The 25,525-nt window shown below is 46.7% G+C and carries 16 protein-coding genes; 12 read left to right on the top strand and 4 right to left on the bottom strand.

The window, feature by feature from the left end; all coding sequences use genetic code 11:
• Nucleotides 1-67: 67 nt before the first annotated feature.
• From QZ331_RS02290 to QZ331_RS02270, 5 genes are all read left to right on the top strand, one after another.
• Nucleotides 68-643: an RNA polymerase sigma-70 factor gene (locus QZ331_RS02290; RefSeq protein ID WP_294627686.1), complete on the top strand. Its 576-nt coding sequence runs from the start codon at nucleotides 68-70 to the stop codon at nucleotides 641-643.
• A gap of 73 nt (nucleotides 644-716) precedes the next feature.
• Nucleotides 717-1,799, top strand: a complete 1,083-nt coding sequence (locus QZ331_RS02285) for a FecR family protein (RefSeq protein WP_294627684.1) — start codon at nucleotides 717-719, stop codon at nucleotides 1,797-1,799.
• 127 nt (nucleotides 1,800-1,926) lie between these two features.
• The gene (locus QZ331_RS02280; protein WP_294627681.1) at nucleotides 1,927-5,469 is read left to right on the top strand and encodes a SusC/RagA family TonB-linked outer membrane protein; all 3,543 of its coding nucleotides are present in this window, start codon (nucleotides 1,927-1,929) and stop codon (nucleotides 5,467-5,469) included.
• 20 nt (nucleotides 5,470-5,489) lie between these two features.
• Nucleotides 5,490-6,869, top strand: coding sequence for a RagB/SusD family nutrient uptake outer membrane protein (locus QZ331_RS02275; RefSeq protein WP_294627679.1), 1,380 nt, complete (start codon nucleotides 5,490-5,492; stop codon nucleotides 6,867-6,869).
• Nucleotides 6,866-9,031, top strand: a complete 2,166-nt coding sequence (locus QZ331_RS02270) for a redoxin domain-containing protein (protein ID WP_294627677.1) — start codon at nucleotides 6,866-6,868, stop codon at nucleotides 9,029-9,031. The genes QZ331_RS02275 and QZ331_RS02270 overlap by 4 nt, the downstream gene beginning before the upstream one ends.
• Before the next feature lie 15 nt (nucleotides 9,032-9,046).
• Here QZ331_RS02270 and QZ331_RS02265 read toward each other — a convergent pair whose 3' ends face one another.
• Genes QZ331_RS02265 through dapB form a run of 4 tightly spaced genes read right to left on the bottom strand, consistent with a single transcriptional unit; the run spans nucleotide 9,047 to nucleotide 12,952 of the window.
• A complete protein-coding gene (locus QZ331_RS02265) occupies nucleotides 9,047-9,679 on the bottom strand; it encodes a WbqC family protein (protein ID WP_294627675.1) in 633 nt (210 codons plus the stop codon).
• A 31-nt stretch (nucleotides 9,680-9,710) separates the two neighbouring features.
• A complete protein-coding gene (lepB, locus tag QZ331_RS02260) occupies nucleotides 9,711-10,640 on the bottom strand; it encodes a signal peptidase I (RefSeq protein WP_294627673.1) in 930 nt (309 codons plus the stop codon).
• A gap of 25 nt (nucleotides 10,641-10,665) precedes the next feature.
• A complete protein-coding gene (locus tag QZ331_RS02255) occupies nucleotides 10,666-12,150 on the bottom strand; it encodes a S26 family signal peptidase (RefSeq protein WP_294627672.1) in 1,485 nt (494 codons plus the stop codon).
• 37 nt (nucleotides 12,151-12,187) lie between these two features.
• Nucleotides 12,188-12,952, bottom strand: coding sequence for a 4-hydroxy-tetrahydrodipicolinate reductase (dapB, locus tag QZ331_RS02250; RefSeq protein ID WP_294627670.1), 765 nt, complete (start codon nucleotides 12,950-12,952; stop codon nucleotides 12,188-12,190).
• Nucleotides 12,953-13,037: 85 nt separating this feature from the next.
• Here dapB and QZ331_RS02245 point away from each other — a divergent pair, with 85 nt between their 5' ends.
• From QZ331_RS02245 to QZ331_RS02215, 7 genes are all read left to right on the top strand, one after another.
• Entirely contained in the window at nucleotides 13,038-14,327 is a 1,290-nt protein-coding gene (locus QZ331_RS02245) for a DUF2851 family protein (protein WP_294627668.1), read from the top strand.
• A 167-nt stretch (nucleotides 14,328-14,494) separates the two neighbouring features.
• Nucleotides 14,495-15,424 carry a site-specific integrase gene (locus tag QZ331_RS02240; RefSeq protein WP_294627666.1) on the top strand — a complete coding sequence of 310 codons (930 nt, stop codon included), beginning with the start codon at nucleotides 14,495-14,497 and terminating at the stop codon, nucleotides 15,422-15,424.
• Nucleotides 15,425-15,805: 381 nt separating this feature from the next.
• Complete coding sequence (locus QZ331_RS02235) at nucleotides 15,806-18,778, top strand: hypothetical protein (protein WP_294627664.1); 2,973 nt, start codon at nucleotides 15,806-15,808, stop codon at nucleotides 18,776-18,778.
• Nucleotides 18,779-19,139: 361 nt separating this feature from the next.
• Nucleotides 19,140-19,700 (top strand): DUF4348 domain-containing protein, encoded by a 561-nt coding sequence (locus tag QZ331_RS02230; RefSeq protein ID WP_294627662.1) that lies wholly within the window; start codon nucleotides 19,140-19,142, stop codon nucleotides 19,698-19,700.
• A 433-nt stretch (nucleotides 19,701-20,133) separates the two neighbouring features.
• Entirely contained in the window at nucleotides 20,134-20,718 is a 585-nt protein-coding gene (locus QZ331_RS02225) for a sigma-70 family RNA polymerase sigma factor (protein ID WP_294627660.1), read from the top strand.
• A gap of 142 nt (nucleotides 20,719-20,860) precedes the next feature.
• Nucleotides 20,861-21,952 (top strand): FecR domain-containing protein, encoded by a 1,092-nt coding sequence (locus QZ331_RS02220; protein ID WP_294627658.1) that lies wholly within the window; start codon nucleotides 20,861-20,863, stop codon nucleotides 21,950-21,952.
• A gap of 214 nt (nucleotides 21,953-22,166) precedes the next feature.
• A complete protein-coding gene (locus QZ331_RS02215) occupies nucleotides 22,167-25,520 on the top strand; it encodes a TonB-dependent receptor (protein WP_294627656.1) in 3,354 nt (1,117 codons plus the stop codon).
• The last annotated feature ends 5 nt before the right edge of the window (nucleotides 25,521-25,525 follow it).

Genomic DNA, 25,525 nt, shown 5'->3' with positions numbered 1-25,525 from the left:
ACAAATGATAAAGAAAAGAATGGCAATTCGCATCAACTGATACGAAAAAAATCACTTTCTTTGCAAGATGATGCAGAAATGGCAGGAAGAACTGAAAAATGGAAACGAAAAGGCTTTCAATATCATTTTCAATGAATATTATAGCTTTTTGTGTGCTGTTGCCTATCAATATGTGCAAGACGTACAGATTAGTGAGGCAGTGGCAGAGGATGTATTCTTCACGCTGTGGGAGAAGCGCGGCGAAGTTTTGCCCGTCATCTCGCTGAAAGCCTATCTGCTGAAGGCAGTCCGGAACCATAGCATCGATTATCTCCGTACGCGGAAAGATGAGCAGTTCCTCGGTTTGGAAGCCGCTGCGTCCCGTTGTTTCGTGCACGAAGAAGATATTTTCGAGCGATATGTGATGGAGGAATTGCAGGCGATGATAAGCGAAAAAATAGCCTTGCTTCCCGAAGAATGCCGGAAGGTATTCTGTCTTAGCCGCTATGAGAATAAAAGTTATGCCGAAATAGCCGAAGAACTGTACATCTCCGTAAATACGGTCAAATACCACATAAAGAACGCTTTGTCTATTCTGCGCAAAGAGCTGGAGCCGTATCTCCTGCTCGTCGTAAGCGCCTGTCTTTCACTTTTCTCAAAATAATTTATAAAAAAGTTCGTTTTCCGACTACCCTGTGTTGAGTCTTTTATCGTCATTAGATAAAAAGATATGATTTATGCCCATTGATAATCTCGAAGAAATGATTGTCCGGCAATTAAGTGACAATCTGACAACGCAGGAAGCTGAGGAACTCCTCAACTGGTACAACGCCTCCGAAGACAACAGGAAACTGTATCGCGACTATTGCGTATTGCTTAAAGCACAATCCGTTGCATCAGGCAGGCTCCTGTTTGAGCAAGACCGTATGCGCTCCTGGACACGTCTGAAAAGGCGGATACGGCAACGGAAGCCAAGCCGCTTCCGACTGCCTGTGGTGAGATACGCTGCGGTGGCTGCCGTTGCGCTGTTGGTCGGGGTAGGAGTGCGCCAGCTCTTTGATACGGGAGGGACGCCTGTGGGGGGGATGCAAGTCACGGTTCCTGCGGGTTCCAAATCGCAAATCGTGCTGCCCGACGGAACGTCCGTATGGTTGAACTCCGGCTCCCGGTTGAGCTATACCGACGACTTCGGAAAAGCAAACCGCACTGTCTACCTCGATGGAGAGGGCTTTTTCGACGTTACCAAAAACAAGCGGATGGCGTTTGAGGTATATGCCGGCGAGACGCACATACGGGTGCTGGGCACACGGTTCAACATGAAGGCTTATGCGGCCGACGAGCGGAAACGGGTCACTTTGTTGAGCGGCAGCCTAAGTGTCGCGACCGATGGCGATGCACACCGCCGGGAAACGATTCTCGTGCCCGATGAGCAGGCGGTTATCCGCAAGGGGAGTTCCGACATTGAAGTCCGCCGGGTGAAGGCCGGGAATTACGCGTTGTGGGCAGCCCCTCAGAAGGAAACACTGGCAACGGCCAAGCCCCAGGCCGATGCGCTGCTGCCGCAAATGCATACTCCCAACCGTACTTTCCGCAACACGCTCTTCTTCGACGAGGAGCCGTTGGCGCAGATTGTGAAAGATTTGAGCAGGGCGTACAACGTGACCATTCGCTTGGGCTGCGAGGAAATAGCGTCCGACATCTATTACGGGGATTTCCGCAACGAAGAGAACCTGTTCCAAATCTTGGATGTGATAACCTCTTCGGGAGAGATAAATTATGAAGTGAAAGAGAACCAAATCATAATCAACAAGAATAAATGAGACAGCCTATGGAGAAATGAAACAGGGAGTAATCAGCAAAAACGGATGAACCGGCAATGCGCCAACACTGCCGGTTCGGATTCAGAATGTAAAACGGATATTAATACATTAAGAAGACTACAAAAATATGGAATATAAAGTAAACAAGGTATTAAGAAGCAGCTATTTTTGTCTAAATAACATTTATTTCCCGTGCAGGTATGTGTATGGGATATTGCTACTGTTTTTCATGCTTTTCCCGGCGGAGATGAGCACCGTTTCCGCACAGACTGCTTCGGAAACGGCCGGGAAAACAGAAACTCTGAGTGTCAAAGAGGCTTTGGAGCAGGTCAAAGTTCGTATGGGATACTCAATCTGGTTCAACGTGCAGGATGTAGACCTGACAAAGAGAGTCGTTGTCAGGTTTCAGAACCGCACGGTGGCCGAACTCCTGAATGAGATATTGAAGGGGCAACCGCTGACGTATGAAATCAACGGCAAGATGATACAGATTCGCCGTCAGACCGATGCAACTCGGAAAGACGACAAGCAGCATACGGTCACGGGCAGGGTGACCGATGCGAATGATGGACAGCCCTTGATAGGATGCAACATACGGGTGAAAGACAAAGATATGGTCGCCATTACGGACATGGACGGAAACTATTCGATAAAGGCAGGCGACAACGACGTGCTTGTTTTCTCCTATATCGGGTATGAGACCAGGCAGAAAATGCCCGGCTCCGGTTCGAGAATGGATATTGCGCTTTCAAACAGCAGCGTTTCGCTGGACGACGTGGTGGTGACCGGCTACCAGGTGGTGAAGAAGTTCAATATGACCGGCGCCGTCAATACCATCGACAGCAAAAGCATCGATTTGCGCAGCAGCAACTCCCTGCAAGGCGTGCTCGAAGGAGCCGTTCCCGGACTGACGGTGTATAACAATGAGTATCGCATCCGTGGCGGAGGTTCTTTGGAAGCGGGCAACAAGCCGCTTTTTATCGTTGACGACTTCGAGGTGGAAGAACTCCCTGAAAACATGGATATGGTAGAGAGCATCACCGTGCTGAAAGATGCGGCTGCGGCAGCCGTCTGGGGTTCGCGTGCCGCCAATGGCGTAGTGGTGATTACCACCAAGAAAGGGCGTGCCAATGATTTCCGTATTTCTTATTCGGGCAATGTGAAGGTAAGTTCAAGGCCCGATTTCGATGATTTGCACCGTGTCAATTCGGAACAGTTGATTGACTTCGACCGGGCTGCATTTTTAGGCGGCTATTATTTCCCCGGCTATTTCGATTACAGCACAAACGGCTATTCTCTTTCTCAGGAGATTATCAACGACTATACGCTGGACGACATGAACGATTTGACGGCGGAGCAACTGGCGGCGTTGGACGGACGCCTGTCTGCGCTGGCAGCCAATTACAACCGTAAGCAGATAGAAGACAACCTGCTGCGCAGTGCTTTGGAGCAGCACCATATGCTCTCCATCTCCGGCGGTACGGAGAAGGTGAACTACTTCCTTTCAGGTAGTTTCATAGGAGGCCATTCATCCTATGTGGGCGACAGCAACCAGGCGGTCAATATCAACTCGCGCACCTCCTACAAACTATTGCCTTTCCTTACCTTGCGGTCTGACATCATAGCCAACTTTACGAAGAGAGACTATGGATATTCCTCTTTGTCGAGTGATATTTACAATCTCTATCCTTTCCAGATGTTGCTCGACGGAGACAAGAACCGCATAGCCGACTACAGTGGCTTCAACCACGGGTTTTCCAAAACGATGGTTTCCGATTACGGCTATTACGACCAGGGCAAGAATCTGCTCGATGAAGTCGACCTGGCGAACAACAAGACAAATGGCGTAAACTACAAGGTGCGCGTCGGGGCGGATTTCAAAATCATCGACGGATTAAGCCTTTCGGCCGATTATCAGTACGAGAAATCGTCCGGTACGAACAAAAAGGTTATTTCCAAAAACAGCTATGAGGGGCGTACGCTGATTAATTCGATGGCAGTGCCCAACAGCACCGGTGCATTGGATTACAACATCCCCAATGCCGACATACTCGACCATCAGCAATCGGTCACGGATGCCTGGATTGTAAAGTTGGGGGCCACGCTCAACCGTAGCTTTGGGGCCGACAAACAACACTACGTCAATGCCGTGGGCGGCTTTGAAATGCGTAGCAGACATTATTATACGGAGAAATACCGCAAACTCGGATACGACGACCAGGTGCTTTCCTGGCAGCCCATCGACGCTGTTGCCCTGCAAAATGGGGTTAACTGGTGGAACGGAGATACAAACAGGTATTACGCGACCAGCTACGACGGTTTCGGCGATGTGCTGAACCGGGAGGTCTCAATGTTCCTCTCTGCCATATACACTTACGACAACCGATACACGATAAGCGGCAGTATGCGTATTGATGAGTCCAACCTCTTTGGTGCGAGCGATAAATACCGCCGGAATCCTATCTGGTCGGTGGGAGCCAACTGGAATGTGAAGAATGAGAAATTCTTTCATGCCGACTTTATATCCGCTTTGATGCTGCGTGCCTCTTTGGGTATGACTGGCAACTTTGACCGTTCGGGAAGCACGACGCCTGTAATGGTGGGCAAGAAAACCTATCTGCCGGCTATCAAAGACTATGTGGTGCGTTTGTCTACGCCGCCCAACCCCAAACTGCGTTGGGAGCGCAACCATTCTACCAACCTGTCGGTCGATTTGGGATTGTTCGACCGCATCAACGCAACGTTCACTTACTATCACAATGCCTCTTCCGATTTGTTGGGAAGCACCATGCTTGACCCGACGGTAGGTTATGCCAGCGCACGCATCAATGCTGCCGACATGACCAATAAAGGAATTGAGCTTCAGTTGGGCGCAGATGTCATCAGGCAGCGCAACTTCACCTGGAACGTCAACTGGATTTTTGCCCGTAACTCCAACAAGATTACCAACAACAAAATCAACGAAAGCACCCCTTATCTGAACCGCGTCACCGGTATGACGGAGTTTGTCGAAGGATACGCGCGCGAAGCTCTGTGGAGCTACCGTTGGGCGGGACTCGACGAAAACGGGGAGCCGATGGTATATGATAAGGACGGCAATAAGACATACGACGTCGCTACCCTCGATGCCGACGACCTGGAGTATAGCGGCACTTACCAGCCGAAGTTCAACGGAAGTCTCTCTACCGCACTCCGCTACAAGAACCTCCAGGCCAGTTTTCTGTTCACTTACAACTTCGGTCATATATTCCGTGCCGAATATCCGAGTATGGATGCCTATGCCACTTCTCCTTCGCTTACCGACAAAATAGCCGACCGATGGCGGGAACCAGGCGACGAGCATAAGACCGACATCGCCTGCCTGCCCACAATGGAAGCCAATTGGGCGAACACCAATTACCGTTCTTACGCCGTGATGTACTCTTCCAACAGCATCCGCAACGGAAACATGATTCGCCTGCGCGAGATTCTGCTGAATTATGATTTTCCGCAGAGCTGGCTGAAACAGACTCCGCTTCGCCGCTTGTCGTTGACGGCGCAGTTCAACAACGTATGGTTATGGAGTAAAAACAAGGAAGGGTTCGACCCCGAAGCGGTAGACCCCCGAAACGGGAAAATGTCGTTCAGTATGCCATTCTCCTTTACAGCCGGTCTTAAAGTCGATTTTTAACGAAAAACAGAACTTGTAATATGAATATGAAGAAGATACAACTTATAATCGCTGTTGCCGCTCTGACGGCCTCTTTCGCTTCATGCGATAAATTTATGGATACCGTGCCCAAAGGGAAGGTGATTCCTACCACTACGGACGACTTCAAGAGCATGATTATCGACGTGACAGCTTCCAGCGTAGCCTATCCCACTGCCAATGTCTGCTCGGACGATGTTTTTAACAACAACCTGGATGGAAACACTTCCAACGGAAGGGCCTATTATTGGATGGAGGATTTTTATAAGGAAAATGAAAAAGACCCCGCCTGGAACGCTCCTTATGAGCAGATGTACAAAATGAATGTAGTGGTCGAAAACATAATGGGAGCCACGGAGGGAACACTGGAAGAGAAGGAAGCCATCCTCGCAGAAGCGAAATGCTGGCGGGCTTACTACAACTGGTATCTGCAAAGCCTGTACGCTCCCGCCTACCAGGCAAGTACGGCAGCCACGGATTTGAGTGTGCCTTTGGTCTTGATTGCCGACCTCGAAGCCAAGCATAGCCGTGCTACGGTGGAGGAGGTGACAAGTGCCATTTGGGCCGATTTGCAGAATGCCGAAACCCTCTTGCCGGAGAATGCCGCCAACGACTACCGGCCCAATAAAGCGGCAGTATATGCCCTGAAGGCGCGCATTTACTTTTATATGTGCGAATATGACAAGGCAGCCGAACAGGCGAAACTGGCGTTGGCCGAGAACAGCGCACTGAATGATATGCGCACGTGGAGCTTCAAAAATGAGGAAAAACCGTTTGCGGGAATAAACAACAAACCCCTCAATCCCCGCGAGTCGCCGGAGAGAATATGGTATCAGTCGACAGGATTCAGCAGCATGATTACAAGCTATTGCATCAGCGACGATTTGCAGGCCATGTACGCTGCGTCGGATTTACGTTTTAAATTCTGGTTTACCAATCGTACGCGTGGCGGAGACATCTGGGAAGACGGGCGCTACCGTTATCTCCAGGAATTGGATTATAGTTTTACGGTTCCTGAGATGATGCTCATTGAAGCGGAGGCGCTGGCTCGTAAGAACGATGCGAAAGCATTGGATATACTGAATGAGTTGCGTATGACGCGTTTCCAAACCGAAGATTATGTACCGCTTACAGAAGCCGACGGAGACGATTTGCTCGCTATCGTCCTGGCAGAACGCCGTCGGGAACTGGCTTTGAGCGGGCTGCGCTGGCTGGACATGAAACGTCTGGCGAAGGACGGACGCTATACCCAGACCTTGATTCGCACGCTCAACGGGGTGGATTATAAATTGGAACCTGATTCGAAACTTTATCTGTTTCCTATCCCGCCGCAGGTGCTTTCGTTAAATTCAAATATCATTCCTAACGACCGTAAACAATGAAAAGATTCATAGCAGTTGCATTGATGTATTTGTCTGTCTGGGCCTTGTGTGCCCAGACAACTCCGGTGAAACTTTCCGGAGAGATTGAAGGGCTGAACGGAGCCGAAGTAGTCTTGTTGGACGCCGACCGGAGCGAGGTGACGCGTGTAAAGGGAAAAGGGGATAAGTTCTCGATGCGGGCGGATGTCGTGCAGGGAGACGGCCGCGTCTACTATCTCTATGTTCCTTCGCTGGGGAAACTGGGGCCTGCCATGAATGTACCTTACTTTTATTTCTTCATCGACAATGACGCTTTGGAAGTAAAGGCGGAAATCAAAGACAAGAATCTGAAGCGGGTTGCGGTGAAGCATTCGGCGGCTATGGATGAATACGATGCTTTGTACCGTAACAATCCTTATCAGGATAAGGTGTCGGAGGTCGGAGCGCTTTACAATGAAGCCTTCCATACATACAACGCCGTTGCGCAAACCGAAGAGAACTTAGCTAAATTGAAAACCTTGTCGGATTCTTTGCAGACATTGTACGGAAAGCAGTCTCAAGCGTTTCTGGACAGGATATCGTCCAATAAAGAGAGCGATGCCCTGTTTCTGATAGTTTACTCTTCCGTCCCGATGGAGACGGCGCCCGCCATTGAAGCTATTTTGCAGCAGTTTGATGCGGATTTCGTACAACGCAATTATTATGCAAAGGAGTTGCAGGAGAGACTACGCTTGATGAAAGGAAGTGAAGTCGGTTCCTTCGCCCCCGACTTTGAACTGAAAGATGCTCAGGGGAATCCTGTGAAGCTCTCCTCCTTGCGGGGACAGTATGTGCTGATTGACTTCTGGGCGTCCTGGTGCGGCCCTTGCCGGAAGGAACTTCCGAATGTGAAGAAGATATGGGCAGACTATAAGGATAAAGGGTTGCAGGTGCTCGGCGTCTCCATCGACAAGGACGAGAGCAAATGGCGGAAAGCTGTTGGGGAGGAGCAACTGGAATATTTGCAGTTGTGGGACCCGTCCATGACAACAGGCAGACTCTACAATTACAGTGGAATTCCTTTTATTGTCTTGATTGGGCCTGACGGGAAAATCCTTGCGCGGCAGTTGCGCGGTGAAGAACTGCGCCGCAAGGTTAGTGAGCATATTGATAGCAAACCTTTCGAGATTTCCGTCAACCTTTCCAAGCCCTACAAAGGAAAAGTTTTTCTCACCTGTGTGAAAGAGCGCTTTACCAAGCTGGATTCTTTACAGGTGGACGGCACTTCGTTTTCTTTCAAGGGAAACATCGCTCACGCCGACCAGTACCGGTTGATGGCACGTCCGTTCGGTTTTGATGCGTATGTCTGTGTAGAGCCCGGCGGTCGTTATCGGGTGGATATAGAGGAAGGTCGTAAGTTTACTGTTACGGCGTCGGGCGGCAAGGAGCAGTTGTTGATGAATGAGCTTCTGTCCGTGACCACCCCCATCGAGAAACAGACGGAAATGCTTGCCAACCGCTATTCGAAACTCAAAGAACAAAGAAAGGATGCGGAGGCGGAACAATTGCAAAAACAGATGAGCATCAACTGGGACAAGAGCCAGGAAGCCAAACTTTCCTTTATAAAAGAGCATCCGGAGAGTTTTGTGGCTATGTTGACGGCAGGCGAACTGCTGACAAATGACTATACTACCTTGAGGGAGGTCTACGAATTGGTGGATACGGTGAAATATGCTTATTCCTATTCGTGGAGGTCTTTCAGGAAAAAATACCGGGAAGCGGTAGACAAATGGATTCAGAATAAGAAAGCTCCCGATTTCGTCACGAAGGACATGGATGGCAACACGGTGAGGCTGAGTGATTTCAAAGGGAAATACCTGCTGCTTGACTTTTGGGCTTCCTGGTGTCGTCCTTGCCGTGCGAAGATGAAGGAGCTGAAAGAAGTATATCCCCGGCTACGGCAGAAAGGGATTGTGGTATGCAGCATCAGTCTGGACGAGAAGCGCGAACAATGGGAGAAAGCTACTCGTGAAGACGGGATTGTCTGGGCGAATACCTGCGACTTGAAGCCGTTCCGTACGAATGAGATTGCCCTCGCTTATAAGGTGACGAGTGTGCCGACTCTGTTCGTTATCGACCCGCAGGGGATTATTATCAGTCAGAATCCGAGTGTGGAGGAGATTTTGCAGTTAGAGCTCAAATAACGAATCAAACTCAGCTTATTTTAATACCAGCACGCTTTCCGGCCCCATATTGAACAGCAAATCTATGATGCTCAAATTGGGAAGAAAGCCCAGTTTAGACTCGAAAACCTGATAATAGGGCTGCGGAATAAACTCCGTATCCGTTGTTCGGAAATCCTTCTTGGGATGAATCACCTCGCGGAAGTCAACTTCTGCGGGGGTGAATTCCATCTTATATTCGGAGGTACGCTCCATGTCGGGCTGAATATCTATCAGTGCGCACACCAACCGGCAGAGTTCCTCGTTGAAATCGATTAAAAACTCATACTTCTTCTCGTAGAAAGGGCGAAAATCGTCTTTGTAGTATTCAAAGAAAGGAGTACTGTTGTAGGCAGACTCAATCGCGTTCCAGTGCAGATGCCTCCAGTTCCCGTGGTCGGAGATGCGGATATCCTTCATCGCACATTTCGACGTATCAGGCTTTACAGTCGGGATGGATAGCGCCAACTCGCCGCCGGGGCCGGCAATCGTGCAACGGTTGCGGTACGTCTGTTTGATGTAGTGGTCGTGTTGCTCTACAAATATCTTGTCGTAAGTAGATAGCTTGGTGTAGTACTCCACGGGAGCGAGGTAGGCGGAAGATAGATAAGCTGTTTTCATTTCATTCATATGCTACGTTTATGCTACGTTTGGAACTCTTTTATTTTACCGTACGGAAGAAACGTTCCCACCGGTATCCGTCGAACAAGCCTGTCTCTTTCTCCTTAGAGAACCAGATGACAGACGCTTTCCCGATGATATGGTCTTGCGGGACGAAGCCGAACAGGCGTGAGTCGGACAAGTTGATGGTGTTGTTTGCCCCCATCCAATAGTAATCTTTGGTGAAATAACAATGCAGGGTAGGCTTTCCGTCCACATACAACGTGTCGTTTTTTATTTCCGCCTGCTTGCCCTCGTGCATGACGAGCGTGTTGCGGAGCAAGGTGATGTTCCAGGGATGCACGCGGATGTATTTCTTCTTGCCGGGCACTATCAGCGGTTTCAGTTCCCTGTCCGTTTTCGGCGATAAAGGCCGGAGCCACTCCTGTCCGTATGTGGCTTGTGCCAACAGGTAATATTCGTAGCGGCTGAAACTGCGCACGTGGGTACTGTCGTTGCTTCCCATCAGTCCGTCGTCGATGATGGAGAGTGTGTCCATCAGTAAGGTAATCTGCGACTCTTTGGAAGCGGGATACGCATAAAGCCTCTTTTTGTCCGGATTGAATTTCGTTTGGGGAGAGCTGGCGGAGAATAGAGAGTCTACCAGCAAGGTATCGCCCGGAACACCGATGCAACGGCTGATGTAGACTTCGCGCCGGTCGATGACCGGCTGCCCGATGCCGGCAGGATTGTTGAACACGACAATGTCCTGCTGCCGTACGGGACGTTCGCCCCAACGGTGGTAGGAGAATATCGACATCAGAGGAACGCGCAGCCCGTAACTCCATTTGTTGACCAGGATACGTTCACCCTGGAAAATGGAGTTCTCCATGCCGGTAGAAGGTATGAGGCAAGACGTAAAAGCGAAGCCACGAAGCAAAAGCACAACGGCTGCTGCCCCCACGAATGCCCATATCCATCTGAATCTCATAAGTTATAAGCGATAACTGAAGAAATCATCCTACCCATTTGAACAGTCGATTCCAACGAATCTTGCCGTCGAACCATCCACGGTCTTTGTCGAGCGACAACCAGACGACAAGCGGTTTGCCCACCACGTGGTCTTCGGGAACAAAGCCCCAGTAACGGGAGTCGGCAGAGTTGTGTCGGTTGTCGCCCATCATCCAGTAGTAGTCCATCCTGAAGGTGTACCGGTCGGTCTTTTCGCCATTGATATAAATACCGTCCGGCTTCATTTCCAGTTTGTTGCTTTCGTAAGCCACGATACAACGCTCATAGATGGGAAGATTGTCTTCGGTCAGTGTGACGGTAGCTCCTTTGGCGGGAATCCAGACTGGGCCGTAGTTGTTGCGGTCCCATTTCGTATAAAGGTTCAACGGATACATTTGTCCGGCATAATCCTCCGGTTCCATGATGATTTTGCTGATAAGTTTCTTATTGCCCGCGAGCGTATCGTACATCTTTTTGGTGAGAGGCAGGTGATATACAGGGTTCAGTCTGCCTTGCGCGTTCCGGCTGTCGAGCCCCATTTCCAGCAGTCCGCCTTCCCAGCCGGCGTCCTCCATCAGCATGGTGTCGTCCTTGCTGATACCCAGTTCGCGGAGCATATCTTCGGGGATGTACGGTCCTGTAGTCTGTACGAAATAGTTGAATTGCAGGTTTTCGGGGTTCTCGATGGCCTTGCCGTCAATCATCACCTGTCCGTCTACAATCCGGAGCGTATCGCCGGGCAGGCCTACGCAGCGTTTTACGTAGTTCTCGCGACGGTCTACCGGACGCCAGAGAACCTCTCCGTAGGTGCGTGGGTTGTTTAGAATCTGTTTCCGTCCGGCAGCGTAGTATAAATCGTATATGGCACGTTGCTGTGCGCGGTTGAGGCTGTCCATCTCCACTTGTTTGGGGTAGATGCGCTGTCCTTCGTTGTAAGCCAATGTATAGAAGTCTGTCGACTGCTGGAAATTGACCGCCACCGTATCGCCTGCCGGGAAGTTGAACACAACGATATCATTCAGTTTCACCTTGCCGAATCCCGGTACCCGTTTGTATTTCCATTGCGGCCACTCGATATACGACTTGCTGCCGACTATCGGCAATGTGTGCTGTGCCAACGGCATGGAAAGGGGAGTGTTGGGCACACGGGGTCCGTAACTCATCTTGCTCACATACAGGAAGTCGCCCACCAACAGGGACTTCTCCAAAGAAGAGGAGGGAATCTGATAGTTCTGAAAGATATAGATATTGACGAAGTAAACGGCAACCAATGCGAAAACGATGGCGTCCACCCAACTCATGACGCTGCGCACCATCGCATTCTTGGAATTCTTCCAGAAAGACCAGGGGATTTTCTTGGTGATGTAGATATCGAAAATAAAAGGAACAACGATTAATCCCCACCAACTCCGTACCCAAAGCAGGAAAACGAGGTAAAGTAGGATAACAATGGCACATTTGAGCCATTGTGCGCGTGTGGCTTGTCTCATAATGATTTATTTGTTTGGAAACTAAGTGTGCTGATTGTTAGTCGTTCAGGAACGGGAATAAATCGCCCATACCTAAGAAGCCTTTGTGCTGAACGGTGTATTCGGCAGCCAATACGGCTCCCAATACGAATCCGCCACGGTTTTTGGCATCGTGGGTGATGGTGATGCTGTCCACTTCGGACTCGTAGCGTATGGAGTGAAGTCCGCATACTTCCCCTTCGCGGACGGAGCCGATGGGAAGTTCGTTGGCGGCACACTCGTTCGTGCCGTTGACAGTGCCGTCCGGTGCGGCAAACGTTCCTTTCACCCATTTCTCCTTGCGGTCTAAGTGCTGGAGGATATCTTCTGCCAGTGTGATGGCCGTTCCGCTCGGAGCGTCCAACTTATGGATATGGTGTGTCTCGTTCATTGCGACGTCGTAACCGGGGAATTGGTTCATGATTTTCGCCAGATACTTGTTCAGTGCGGAGAAGATGGCAACTCCCAGGCTGAAATTGGATGACCAGAAGAGCGTCTTCCCGCCTTCCGTGCAGAGTCTCTTAATCTCTTCGCCATGCTCGTCCATCCATCCGGTGCTACCCGATACCAGTTTCACACCGGCGTTGAACGTCTTTATATAATTGTTGTAAGCCACCATCGGATTGGTAAACTCAATGGCTACATCGGCCGATTTGAACGCTTCCGACTCAAAGTCGTCCTGATTGTTGATATCAATGATGCAGACGATTTCATGTCCGCGACTAAGGGCAACCTTCTCTATTTCCTTGCCCATCTTTCCGTAACCGATAAGTGCTATTTTCATTGTTTTCTGGACTTAATATTCAAAATAATAACCGCAAAGATAGTATTTTTATTACATTTGTAGCTCACATTAACGTCTTGTTAACATGGAACACCTTCTCCACTACGTATGGAAGCACAAATTATTTCCGCTCAAAGCACTGCAAACCACTGCAGGCCTACCGGTAGAAGTCATTGACCCGGGTCTGCACAATACCGACTCTGGCCCCGACTTTTTCAATGCGAAACTGAAAATAGACGATACCTTATGGGTGGGAAACGTCGAAATACATACCCGTGCTTCCGACTGGTACGCCCACGGGCATCATTCTGACAAAGCATACGACTCTGTAGTTCTTCATGTGGTGAGCGAAGCAGATACGGAAATAACTTGTTCCAACGGTGAACAGATTCCGCAATTGTTACTGACTTGTCCGGAAAATGTGCGGTTGCATTATCGCGAACTTTGTGTGGCGGACCAATATCCGGCTTGCTATCCCGTCCTTGCCTCTCTTCCCAAACTTACCATTCATTCCTGGCTGACCGCTTTGCAAACGGAACGTTTGGAGCAGAAAGCGCAATTAATCACACAGCGTCTCGCCCTTTGTAACCGTAATTGGGAAGATGCTTTCTTTATCACCCTTGCCCGTAATTTCGGTTTTGGCTTGAATGGAGATGCTTTTGAAACGTGGGCGGGATTACTGCCGTTTCGGGCGATGGACAAGCACCGGAATGATTTGTTTCAGATAGAGGCTTTTTTCTATGGTTTGGCGGGATTGTTGGAAGAGACGTTTCTGAAAAGGGAACAGGAAGACGAGTATAGTCTCCGTCTTTGTAAGGAGTTCCGTTATCTGCAGCGGAAGTTTGAAATCGGGCAGGGGATGGACGCTACGTTATGGCGTTTTCTACGGCTTCGTCCGGACAACTTTCCGCATATTCGTCTGGCACAGTTGGCTTATCTCTATCAGAAAGGGGATAAGTTGTTTTCACGTTTGCTGGAAGCGGAAACGCTGGCGGATGTGAGAGCTTTGCTGGATACACGTACGTCTTCCTATTGGGAGAATCATTATTTGTTCGGGCGACTTTCTTCGCAAAAGGAGAAAACGCTGGGAGAGCGTTCCAAGGATTTGATTATCATTAATACAGTGGTTCCTTTTCTTTATACATACGGCTTGCATAAGGCAGATGAACGAATGTGTGAACGTGCTGGACGCTTTTTGGAAGAATTGAAGGCGGAGAGCAATCATATTATTCGTTCGTGGAGTGATGCTGGGCTTCCGGTTGTCAGTGCGGCGGATAGTCAGGCATTGATACAGTTGCAAAAAGAGTACTGCGATAAACGGAAATGTTTGTACTGCCGTTTCGGTTATGAGTATTTGAAAAATAATTCTCTATAGGGTAAATTTTATTAGAATTGTTTGCCTATATAATCCAGTCCGAGGTCTAGTTTCTGATTTCGGACTCAGCAATATCTACGCCTAAGTGCGAATACAGCGTGTAGACGTTGCTGTCGGGAGTAGAATCTCTGTCGTTTAATTATATCAATTTTAATAACTAACATCAAATGTTGAAAGTCATTGCTTTTATGAGACAGGTAGCCAGGGAGCTATATACAGGGGGAAGTTACGGTACTGCGCACGTTTATCGTAGCAGTCTGAATGCTATTATTGCTTATCATGGAGAGGTGGATTTTGTTTTTCGGGAGGTGTCACCACAGTGGCTAAAAGGTTTTGAGATACATCTTCGTGCTCGCGGTTGTAGTTGGAATACGGTCTCTACCTATTTGCGTACGTTTCGTGCGGTTTATAACCGGGCGGTAGACAAGGGTATGGCGCCTTATGTTCCGAATCTGTTTCGTTCTGTTTATACAGGTACACGCACCGATTGCAAGCGGTCGTTAGAGATGAAAGATGTGAGGAAAATATTCAAGTTTGTGTCCAAAGTCACTCCTGCCATGTATCAGACGCGTGAGTGGCTGTTGTTGATGTTTCTACTTCGCGGATTACCGTTTGTTGATTTAGCCTATTTGCGGAAGAGTGACTTGTGTGGCGATGTGATTACCTATCGCAGACGTAAGACGGGGCGTGCTTTATCAGTCACCTTGACTCCCGAAGCGAAAGCGCTTGTCGAAAAATATAGAAACAGAGGCCAGTCTTCTCCTTATTTATTCTCCTTATTGAAAAGTGATGAAGGTACGGAGACTGCCTATCGGGAGTATCAGTCGGCACTTCGCCGTTTTAACCGGCAGTTGATGTCGCTGGGCGAAATATTGCGTACTGATGAGGGGCTAAGCTCTTATACCGCGCGTCATACTTGGGCAACAATGGCCTATCATTGTGAGATTCATCCGGGTATTATATCGGAAGCAATGGGACATTCATCCATCACAGTGACGGAAACCTATCTTAAACCTTTTCACAATAAGAAAATTGATGAAGCCAACCGTCAGGTGGTAGATTTTGTGAAAAACTCGTTAGCTTTGGATTATTATTGAGAATGAGACCGTTACTTCGTAGGTAACGGCACTAAATAGTGTTGCAAAGATGATGATATTTTAGAAAAGATACAAATCTTAATAGATATTTTTTTTATAAACTACTAAAAAAGAGAAATAAAACAAGTTGCTGACGAGGATTCTTTAATGGGATGTATATGGGTTCGATTAGAGAAAAAGAGTTTTTTCTCTCTGCTATTTGGGGATGGCAGAGAGGAAACTACTATTGCCTGTATGGAATGATTTTCTCGTTTAGAAAGCCTTGCCGGAAGTCGGTAAGTGGCATTACAAAGGTGTTGCCGTTACCTACGAAGTAACGGATCGATGTTATTGTAACTTAGTGTTTTAATAATATATTATTAATGTAATTTTTAAGTAGTTATGAGAAAAAAGTTTGTTAAGGTGATGTTCTTCGGAGCATTGTCTCTTGCAGTTGGGACTACGGTTACTAGCTGTAAAGACTACGATGACGATGTTAATAATTTGCAGGAGCAAATTGATAAGATCACATCGAACAATCCTGTGAGCAAGGAGGATATGCAAAAGGCTGTATCCAGTGCAATCGCTGATTTACAAGCAAAATTGGACGAAGCTGTTGCTAAATTGGAAGCAGCAGACAAAGACGCTCTTAAGCAGCTACAAGACAAGGTAAAAGAACTGAACGACGCCTTGAAAGGAAAAGCTGATGCTGCTAAGGTTGAGCAGTTGACGAAAGAAATCGGTGACTTGACAGCACAAGTAAACGGTATGGCAGGTGACTTGGATGCGTTTAAAGAGGAACTTAACCAGAAAATTGCCGGTTTGCAACAAGACTTGGATGCTAAAAAGAAACAGCTTGAAGACTTGAAGAAGGATGTGGATGCCAATGCAGGAGAAATCGCTTCTGTTAAGGAAGATATTGAAAAACTGACAAAAGACTTGGCAGATACAAAAACTGAGTTGGCTGAGTTGAGCAATACTGTAAAATCACAAGGTGCTCAGATAGCAGAATTGATGAAACAAATCGCTAAATTGACAGATATTGAGAAAGATATTACAGATCTTCAAGAAGCTGACGAGCAATTTGCTATCAAACAAGCAGCGATTGAAGCAGATCTTGCCAATATTAACAAAGATTTAGCGGATTACAACAAACAATTAACAGATCACATTGCCGCTTGGGATAATTATGTAAAAACTACAGATGTTAAATTCCAAGACATCTATGATAAATTGACTACTTTGAACTCATTTAAAGATGCTATCAAATTGGCTTTGGAGGATGGTAGATTTGATGATTTTGCAGCATTGGTTACAGAAGTAAATGATTTACGTGACAAATGCACTGAATTAGCAAGCAACATCTCCGATCTTAACGATGCTTGGCAAGCAGGTGTGCAAGAGGTAGAAGACCAATTAACAGCTCTGGCTGGTAAAGTGACTGAGTTGGAAAAAGAATTGGGTGCTATGAAGAACATGATTCAGAGTGTTTCATACGTCCCGACCTATGCCGACGGAGTGGTAGATTTCACGATACTGAAAGCCAAGAAGAACCAAACAGACGACTTTACAGGACTTTTGCAAGGTGGTTTGCAGGAAATCAAGTTCCGTATTTCTCCGGCTACTGCTGCCGCAGATTTTGCAACAAACTACGATGTGGAATTCAGTGCAGACCAAAAACTGCAAACAAGAGCCGGCGAATCTCTGTTTGAAGTAGTAGGCGCACCGAAAGTAGAAGGTGGTATCATCACATATACAGTGAAGGCAAACACACCAGATAGCTATGCCGTATGTATGCACGTCACTACAAAAGCTGACAAAGTTGCTACATTGGGCAAAACTGACATCACTTCCGATTACTTTGCTACAAGCTCAGGCGAAGAATACCTGATGGATGTTCAATATGTATTCAATGATGGCAAGGTAGCGTTGGATGAAACACTCTCCATCAACGAGGAAGACGAATCTGTAGATTTTAACCTCGGTCGTGTAGCGTTGTTTATCGCTGATTCAAAAACAGGAACACCAGTGCAGAAAGAACTGAGTGCTTATCCTGGTATTTCGGAAGAACTGTTCGAAACGACAATTGCCGTTGACGAAGCCAACAAAACATACTTCAAGGTAGAAGAGGGCGTAGTTTCATTGAGCAAATACAATGATGCTACATACATTGGTAAAGTAGGTACGGTATCGGCTAACGTCGCTCTTACCGGATTCTATACTCCAAGCGCATCTACAAACCTCGGTACTGTTACTATCAAAACTGCAATCGTTGAGATCGACTATGGTACAATCGAAGTAGAATGGAGCAATAGTGTTCAGACTGTTGACGCAACTAAGTTCGATGTGAAGAAAATCTACGATGATCCTCGTGTGAAGATTACTCTTGCTGAATATCAGGCTCTTGTGGCTACTGTGGAAGATACAGAGAAGGCAGACTTTGTAACTGGTACAGACAACGAATTGACAGCTACTGTAGAAGCACAGACTAAAGCAGGTGAATATCCTATTGAATTGAAACTTGCTTCTGCTGACGAAACAAGAGAAATCAAAGTGAAAGCTACCATCAAGGTGGTATATCCGAAAGGCATCGAATTGGCAACAAATGATTTGTTCTGGTTCGGTGAAATAGCAGACGGCAAAGTAGGATTCTCCCCGACATTGTTGGATAACAGTACACAACCAAAGGAAATCCAATTGTCTTATGATTTGTCTAAATTGTTCTCTAATTATGGTGACGTGAAGGCTGCTATTGATGCTATCCCTGGTGCTACACTGGAAATTACAGTTCCTAATGTAGACAACATCGCTGGTTTGTCATTCGATGACGCTACTACGACATTGACATTTGATAAAGATACGTATACCGGTGAAACATTGCCTACAGTAAAAGCAGTTGTTAAATTGGGTGACAACGTATATCAGGAAGCTAATGCTACGGTTGCCATTGTAAACATCAGTGGTACTTGGGTAGCCGGCACTACTGCGTATAGAATTGAAAACAAAGCTGCAACTTACGAGTTGGCTAAAGGCTTTGCATGGAACGACTTGCGCGGTGTAGCTATGTGGAACGACGGTGCGGCTGTAACTGGCGATACTCAGAATTTTGCAGCAGGTGTTGAACCTCTTGCAATGTATGGCTTCACGGCTCCTACATTCGAATTGACAGGTGATAACGTTGCTGAAGCTAAAGGGTATGTGAACCTTAATCCTGCAACAGGTGCATTGACATTGACTGAAACCGGTAAGAGCTTCGTATTCGTGAAAGACTACGAAATCAAGGTGAAAGTAGTGGCTAAGTCTCAATGGGGTGCAATCAATAACTATGCAGAGGGCAATATTATTACTGTGACAATTCCTAGAACAGAACTCTAAGCATCTGTTGACGAATTGTTTTCAATAATAACCTCAGATTTGTAAAAGGGGTAGAGGCTGTCTTTTTGTATAGAGACAGCCTCTATTTATATCATGTGGATTTTGGTATAAGCCGACCGTATCGGGTCAGTCTAAAACCCCTTCATTCCTTCACAATCTTCACAGTTTGCACTTTCACAGGCCACGGTAATTTATCAGTCATAAGGAGGCTGGTTCTTAATATTGATAATGAATATTTTAGACTGAACCGTAGTATCTATGTCATCGAATAAAAGACCAAATTTGATGTATAAAAGTATGGCAAAACCAAACTTGTTACTATCTTTGCAGCGTCAATTAAACTATTAATTTGTATAGTGCTATGAGAGCTAAAAAGTTTGTATGCTGCTTGCTGGCTATGCTGCTGCTCGTTGGTGTGTCGTTTATCTCCTGCGGTAATAGTTCCAAAGCAAAAGCCGATAATGAACTGACTACGCAAGACGGTGAAGATTTCAAATCCTTTCTGGAAAAATTTACTTCCAGTGCGGCGTTCCAGTACGCCCGCATCAAGTTCCCGTTGAAAACCCCGATTATGTTGCTCTCAGACGACGGCGAAACGGAGAAAACCTTCCCTTTCACCCAAGAAAAATGGCCGTTGCTCGATAGTGAGACCATGAAAGAAGAACGCATCTCCCAGGAAGAAGGCGGTATATACGTCTCCAGATTCACGGTCGACGAAGCTCGGCAAAAGGTATTCGAAGCGGGATACGAAGAGTCGGAGATTGACTTGCGTGTCGAATTCGAACTCCTGCCCGACGGCAAGTGGTATGTCGTAGACTGCTACACCGGATGGTATAGCTACGACCTGCCTGTAGAAGAGTTGAAGCAGACCGTCGAGCTTGTCAAGGAAGAGAATGCGGCTTTCAAGGAGATTCGTCCTTGAGATACCCCTCCCATTTAAGATATCCTATACAAAACACCCCTTCTTTTTGCGGAAAGAGGGGGTATTTTGTGCGGTGTATCGAGTTGTGTCCTGCGGTGGAAACGACAGTTTCTTCCATAGGAAACGCTCGTTTCCACCGTAAGATACGAGCGTTTCCACCGCATGGGAACGACAGTTTCAAGCAATGGAAACGAGCGTATCATGCAATGGGAACGGCCGTTTCCTAAGGCGAAACGATTGTGGACACTCGTTCTTTGCGCGCAGGATGTCTTAAACTCCTCATTGCTATCATCCGTATTCACGATATTCCCAGTCTAATGAATTTATAATCAACTCAGAAACAACTATTGTCCCGGTTTCGATTGATTATTCCGCCCTTTTGTCGTATCTTTGTCGGGCACAGCGTATCTTGGCAATTATTCAGTACATATGTATGAAAACATTGAAGGAAGGCAATAAGAAACAAGATGAAGAAACTTTGAGCGACGAAGTTCTTTGGAAGATGATGTCGTGCAAAGATGAATCTGCATTATCCATTTTGTATCGCAAGCATTTTGACTCCCTTTATAATTATGGTATACATTTGTGTTCAAATGAAGAGTTGGTAAAAGATTGCATCCAGAATTTGTTTTTAGCTCTCTATAATTTGCGTAAGTACGCTCCCGTTCGAAACGTCACCTCCTATTTACTGATGTCTCTTCGCAATAATATCATCGCAGCTCTACACGATGAAGAACGGAACACGGGAGTGGAAGAGTTGAATTTTGAATTATCGATTTCAGAAGAAGAACTGTTCCATCTTTTCGGCCACGACGACGGAGAAATGAACAGGATACACAAGTTGCGCCAAAGTTACGATAAACTCAACTCCAACCAGCGCCATGCCATCTACCTGCGATTCATCAAAGAGATGAATTGGCAAGAAATGGAAGAGATTATGGGAATTTCCACACACTCGTGTATGAACTTGGTGGGACGTGCCATCGTGAAATTACGTCGTTTGATGAAAGACACATAAAAGCCGGTATAAATTCCGGTCCAAACCGCTTGCTACCTATTCTGCAAGGTAAAATTTGACGGGTTGATAAAATTTTTAAAGAAAAGTGAGGAGTAAAACAGTACTTTCCACTCTATATCTATGTAACAACCCTAAAAAAAATATGAAGCAGACCGATAAGCAAAACGATTTTATACCAGAACAATTACTCGTCTTTCTTCAAAAGAAAGAGAAGGAGCAACATATCCTTCCCAAAGAAGAGGTGTGGCAGCGTATTATCCGCCGCCGCAGGCAAGCTAAGATACGCCGGATAAGCATTTGGAGTTCGGTTGCAGCCATATTGTCGGGAATATTGTTCTTACTTCCCGTCCTAAAGGAATCCGATACCGGAATAATGGACTATGTAGTCAGTTTGCAGCAGGAAGAAGCAAATGTATCCGACCGTGTACAGCTAATCACCTCATCGGGAACTGCCATCTCATTGAATAAAGAGTCGAAAAACCTGACTTACGACCATAAGGGATTGGTATATATAGACTCCGAACAACTAAACGCGGAAGGAATAACAAACACCGCCGTGAAGGCCGCAGATGAGGATGCGGAAGCCCTGAAATATAACCGCTTGCTGGTCCCTTTGGGCAAACATATACGTCTGACTCTTTCGGACGGCTCCGTATTGGATGTAAACTCGGGCAGTAAAGTCGTATATCCGGTCACCTTCTCCAAAGAGAAACGGGAGATATTTGTGGATGGAGAAATATTCATTGACGTGAAAAGCACGGAAGAGAAAGCTCCTTTTATTGTGCATACTTCCCGTTGCGATGTCCGCGTGCTTGGCACAGCCTTCAATGTGCGAAACTATGATTCGGAGTTGCAGTCGGAGGTCGTATTGCAACGGGGACTGGTAGAGGTGACCGACAAGGCCAAACAAGTGATTCGCATGAAACCCGACGAACGGACCTTGCTGCTCTCCGGACACTATAAGGACAAACATACGGTAGACGTAGATAAATACATCATCTGGCGTGAGGGAATACTTCTGTTTGAAGGCGAAACGGTAGGTATGGCTATCCAAAGATTGCATCGCTTCTATGGCCGGTCTTTCTATTGTGCTCCCGAAGTCCAGGATATCCGGTTGTTCGGGAAGTTGGACATCAACGAACCATTGGAAGATGTACTGGCCGGAATCAGTAGCGCGGCAGGCTTACATTGTGAGAAAAAAGGAGATGGATATCATTTTGTGAGAATCCCCTAAGAAAAGATATAGTATTAACCCTTTAATTCTGAAACCATGAAAACATAATACACACAGAAAAAAAACATCCGAACCATAGTACCAGTATGATCCGGATGAGAACTTACAAAACCTACATTTATTAACCGAGTTGTTTTATAAACGTTACAAATTTATGAAAAACAAAAGAAAAGTATTAGGCAGGAGTGTTAAAAAAACAAGACTTCTGCTCTTTTTGAGCTTTGTATGTATATCAGCAGTTCTTTTTGCCAATGAAAAGAGCTATGCACAGCAAACTTATTTCACGTTTTCATTGGAGAACGTCCGTATCCAATCCGTATTTGCCCGCATTGAAGAAGAAAGCGAATTCGTATTCTTCTATTCCGACAAAGTACTGAATCCTAAAGAAAAAGTCTCTATCAAGGCTGAGAATGAGACTGTCTGTCAGATTTTAGACAAAGTATTGCCGAAATATGGCATAGGCTATACTGTCAACAACAGACAAATAATCCTAACCAAAGCAGCTTCGGCAGAGACGATCCGGCAATCCGACAAAAGAAAAGAGGTAAGAGGTATTGTCAAAGACGAAGTGGGAGTCCCGGTTATCGGTGCCACAGTCATGATTAAAGGTTCTACAACCGGAGTGGTGACTGACGTAGACGGTTTATATAGCATCATGGTTCCTTCCGACGAGACGATACTGCGCGTATCTTATGTCGGGTATGTCGCCCAAGAGATAAAGGTAAATGGGCGTTCTACGATAACCGTCACCCTGAAAGAAGATAGCAAAATGCTGGAAGATGTAGTCGTCGTCGGCTACGGGCAACAGAAGAAGAGCGGGGTGGTCAGTTCCGTCAATACAGTCTCGGCCAGTGAAATCAAAGCTCCGACTCGAAATCTGACGAATAATCTTGCCGGACAGATTGCCGGCCTTATTGCCATTCAGCGCAACGGTGAGCCCGGCAATGATAATGCGGAGTTTTGGATTCGAGGCACCAGTTCGTTTGCCGGAGGAACCAATCCGTTGGTATTGGTGGACGGCGCTCCCCGTAATATGCAGGATATCGAGCCGGACGAAATCGAGACCTTCACAGTACTGAAGGATGCTGCTGCCACAGCAGTCTATGGTGCCGAAGGTGCCAACGGCGTTATCCTGATAACATCTAAACGTGGTAAAGCCGAAAAGCCCAGGATTTCTTTCCGTGGCGAGTTCGGTATGGCTACTCCGACACGCCTGCCGGAAATGTTGGGGGCGGTAGACCACATGACATTGTTTAACGAAGCACGCCGCAATGACGGCTTGCCCGAGATGTATGAAAGCGACCTTATAGCCAAATATGCTTCGGGAGAAGATCCTGAACTATATCCGGATACGGACTGGTTTGATATGCTAAAGGACCATACATTCAATCAGCGCATCACTTTAAATGTGCGGGGTGGCTCCGGAAAAGCCCGCTACTTTGTATCTGGTGCTTATTTCCACGAAAGTGGTATATTCGAGGGCAACAGCATAGAGGAGTATGACTCCAACATAGGATTGACCCGCTATAACCTGCGTAGCAATATTGATATTGATGTGAGTAAAACCACTTTACTCAGCATTGATTTGAGCGGGCAATATTCTCAACTCAACCAGCCGGGCACAAGCACCAATGATATTTTTACCAAATTATCCTATTCGGCTCCCCATTTGACGCCGATGTACTATTCGGACGGTACGGTTGCCGCTCCCGACGGAGCAAATTCCAACATAACCAATCCGTATAACCTGTTGACACATACCGGCTATCAGAAGAAATGGACAACCAGCATACAATCTACGGTAAAACTCGAACAAAAACTCGATTTTATTACCAAAGGTCTCAAATGGATGGGACGTTTGAGTTTCGACTCCTATTCGCAATATGCCATGAAACGTAGCAAAACTACTTCGGCTTATCATGCTACGGGACGCGATGAAGAGGGACATCTGCTCTACAAACAAATAGTAAAAGGCGACAACTCCTTGACAGACCCGGCAGAGAGCAATAGCGGCGACAAAAAAATATACATAGAGACTCAATTGAACTACAACCGTCTGTTTGCGGATAAGCACCAAGTGAATGCTATGTTGCTCTATATGCAGAAAGAGCAACAATATCATAATGAAGCTTTGGCTACCCGTAAACAGAGCTTTGTAGGACGCGCATCTTATTCTTTCGATGAACGCTACTTCATAGAGGGAAGTTTTGGCTATACGGGTAGTGAGACTTTCGCTTCCGGCAATCGTTTCGGCTTTTTCCCGGCAGTAGGTGTGGCCTATCTGTTGAGCAACGAACCGTTCATGCCCATAGGCTTTACCAATGTGGTAAATAAATTGAAACTGAGAGCTTCTATCGGACGGACCGGCAATGACAATACCGGAGGCGCTCGTTTTCTCTATCGCGAAACACTGAAAACCGATGCAGGAGGATATAATATCGGTATCGGAGCAAATGGGGGATTAAACGGAGTTGGCAATGGTATTGTGGAAGCACGTTTTGCCGCTCCTCTTTTGGGATGGGAAATAGAAAACAAACGGAACGTAGGTATTGACATCGGCTTGTTTGGCAATAAAATTGACTTAACGTTGGATTACTTCAATAATCTTAGGACAGACATCTTATTGCAGAGAAAAACCTTGCCTTCATTAACCGGTTTCAGAGCTAATCCGTGGGAGAATTATGGCAAAGTACGTAATCAGGGTGTGGATGCCAGTTTGATAATGACGGAAAAATTCGGAGATGTTCGAGTAACATTTCGAAGTAATCTGACTTTTGCCCGTAACAAAATATTAGAGTATGATGAAGTCCCGCAAAATCATCCCTGGATGAATATGACTGGAAGTCGCCTGGGTTCTTGGAATCTGTATATAGCTGAAGGTCTTTATACCTTCGATGATTTCGATATTACGACAGATGAAGATGGAAAAAAAAATTATAAATTAAAACCAGGCTTGCCAGTATCCTCTTTGGGCTCTACCGCACCCGGAGATATTAAGCTGAAAGACTTGAACGGCGATGGAATTATTAATCCCAATGACCAGACTCGCTATGCCGCCGACCCAAAGAATCCGGAATTGGTATATGGCTTCGGATTGAATGTGGACTACAAAGGTTTTTATGCCAGTGTGTTTTTTCAAGGTGCAGGCAAGACCTCTACAGTTTTAGGACAAGCCAATGGACCGGGTTTCCATCCATTTGCATGGGGAGACCGTACTTCGGGAACACGTGTACAGTCATTAGACCGTTGGACTGAAGACAATCCGAATCAAAATGTGCTTTTCCCACGTTTGCATTCTTCGTCCAATTTCAACAATCGTTCCGCCAATACATGGTGGTTGCGCAATGCCAGTTTCTTGCGTTTGAAGAACCTGGAAGTGGGGTATAACGTGCCAACCGCAACCGCAATGAAAATAGGTATGCAGGCAGCTCGGATTTATCTGATGGGATACAACATCGCTGTATGGGACCACATTGGCCTGTGGGACCCGGAAATGGGGAACAAGAACGATGGTATGGCTTATCCGCTACCGCGTACATTCACTTTAGGAGTAGAATTCACTTTTTAAACTAT

Source organism: uncultured Bacteroides sp. (assembly GCF_910586915.1).
Taxonomy (GTDB): Bacteria; Bacteroidota; Bacteroidia; order Bacteroidales; family Bacteroidaceae; genus Bacteroides.
The sequence above is the reverse complement of the archived record's forward strand: the minus strand, read 5'-3'. Positions and strand labels throughout refer to the sequence as shown.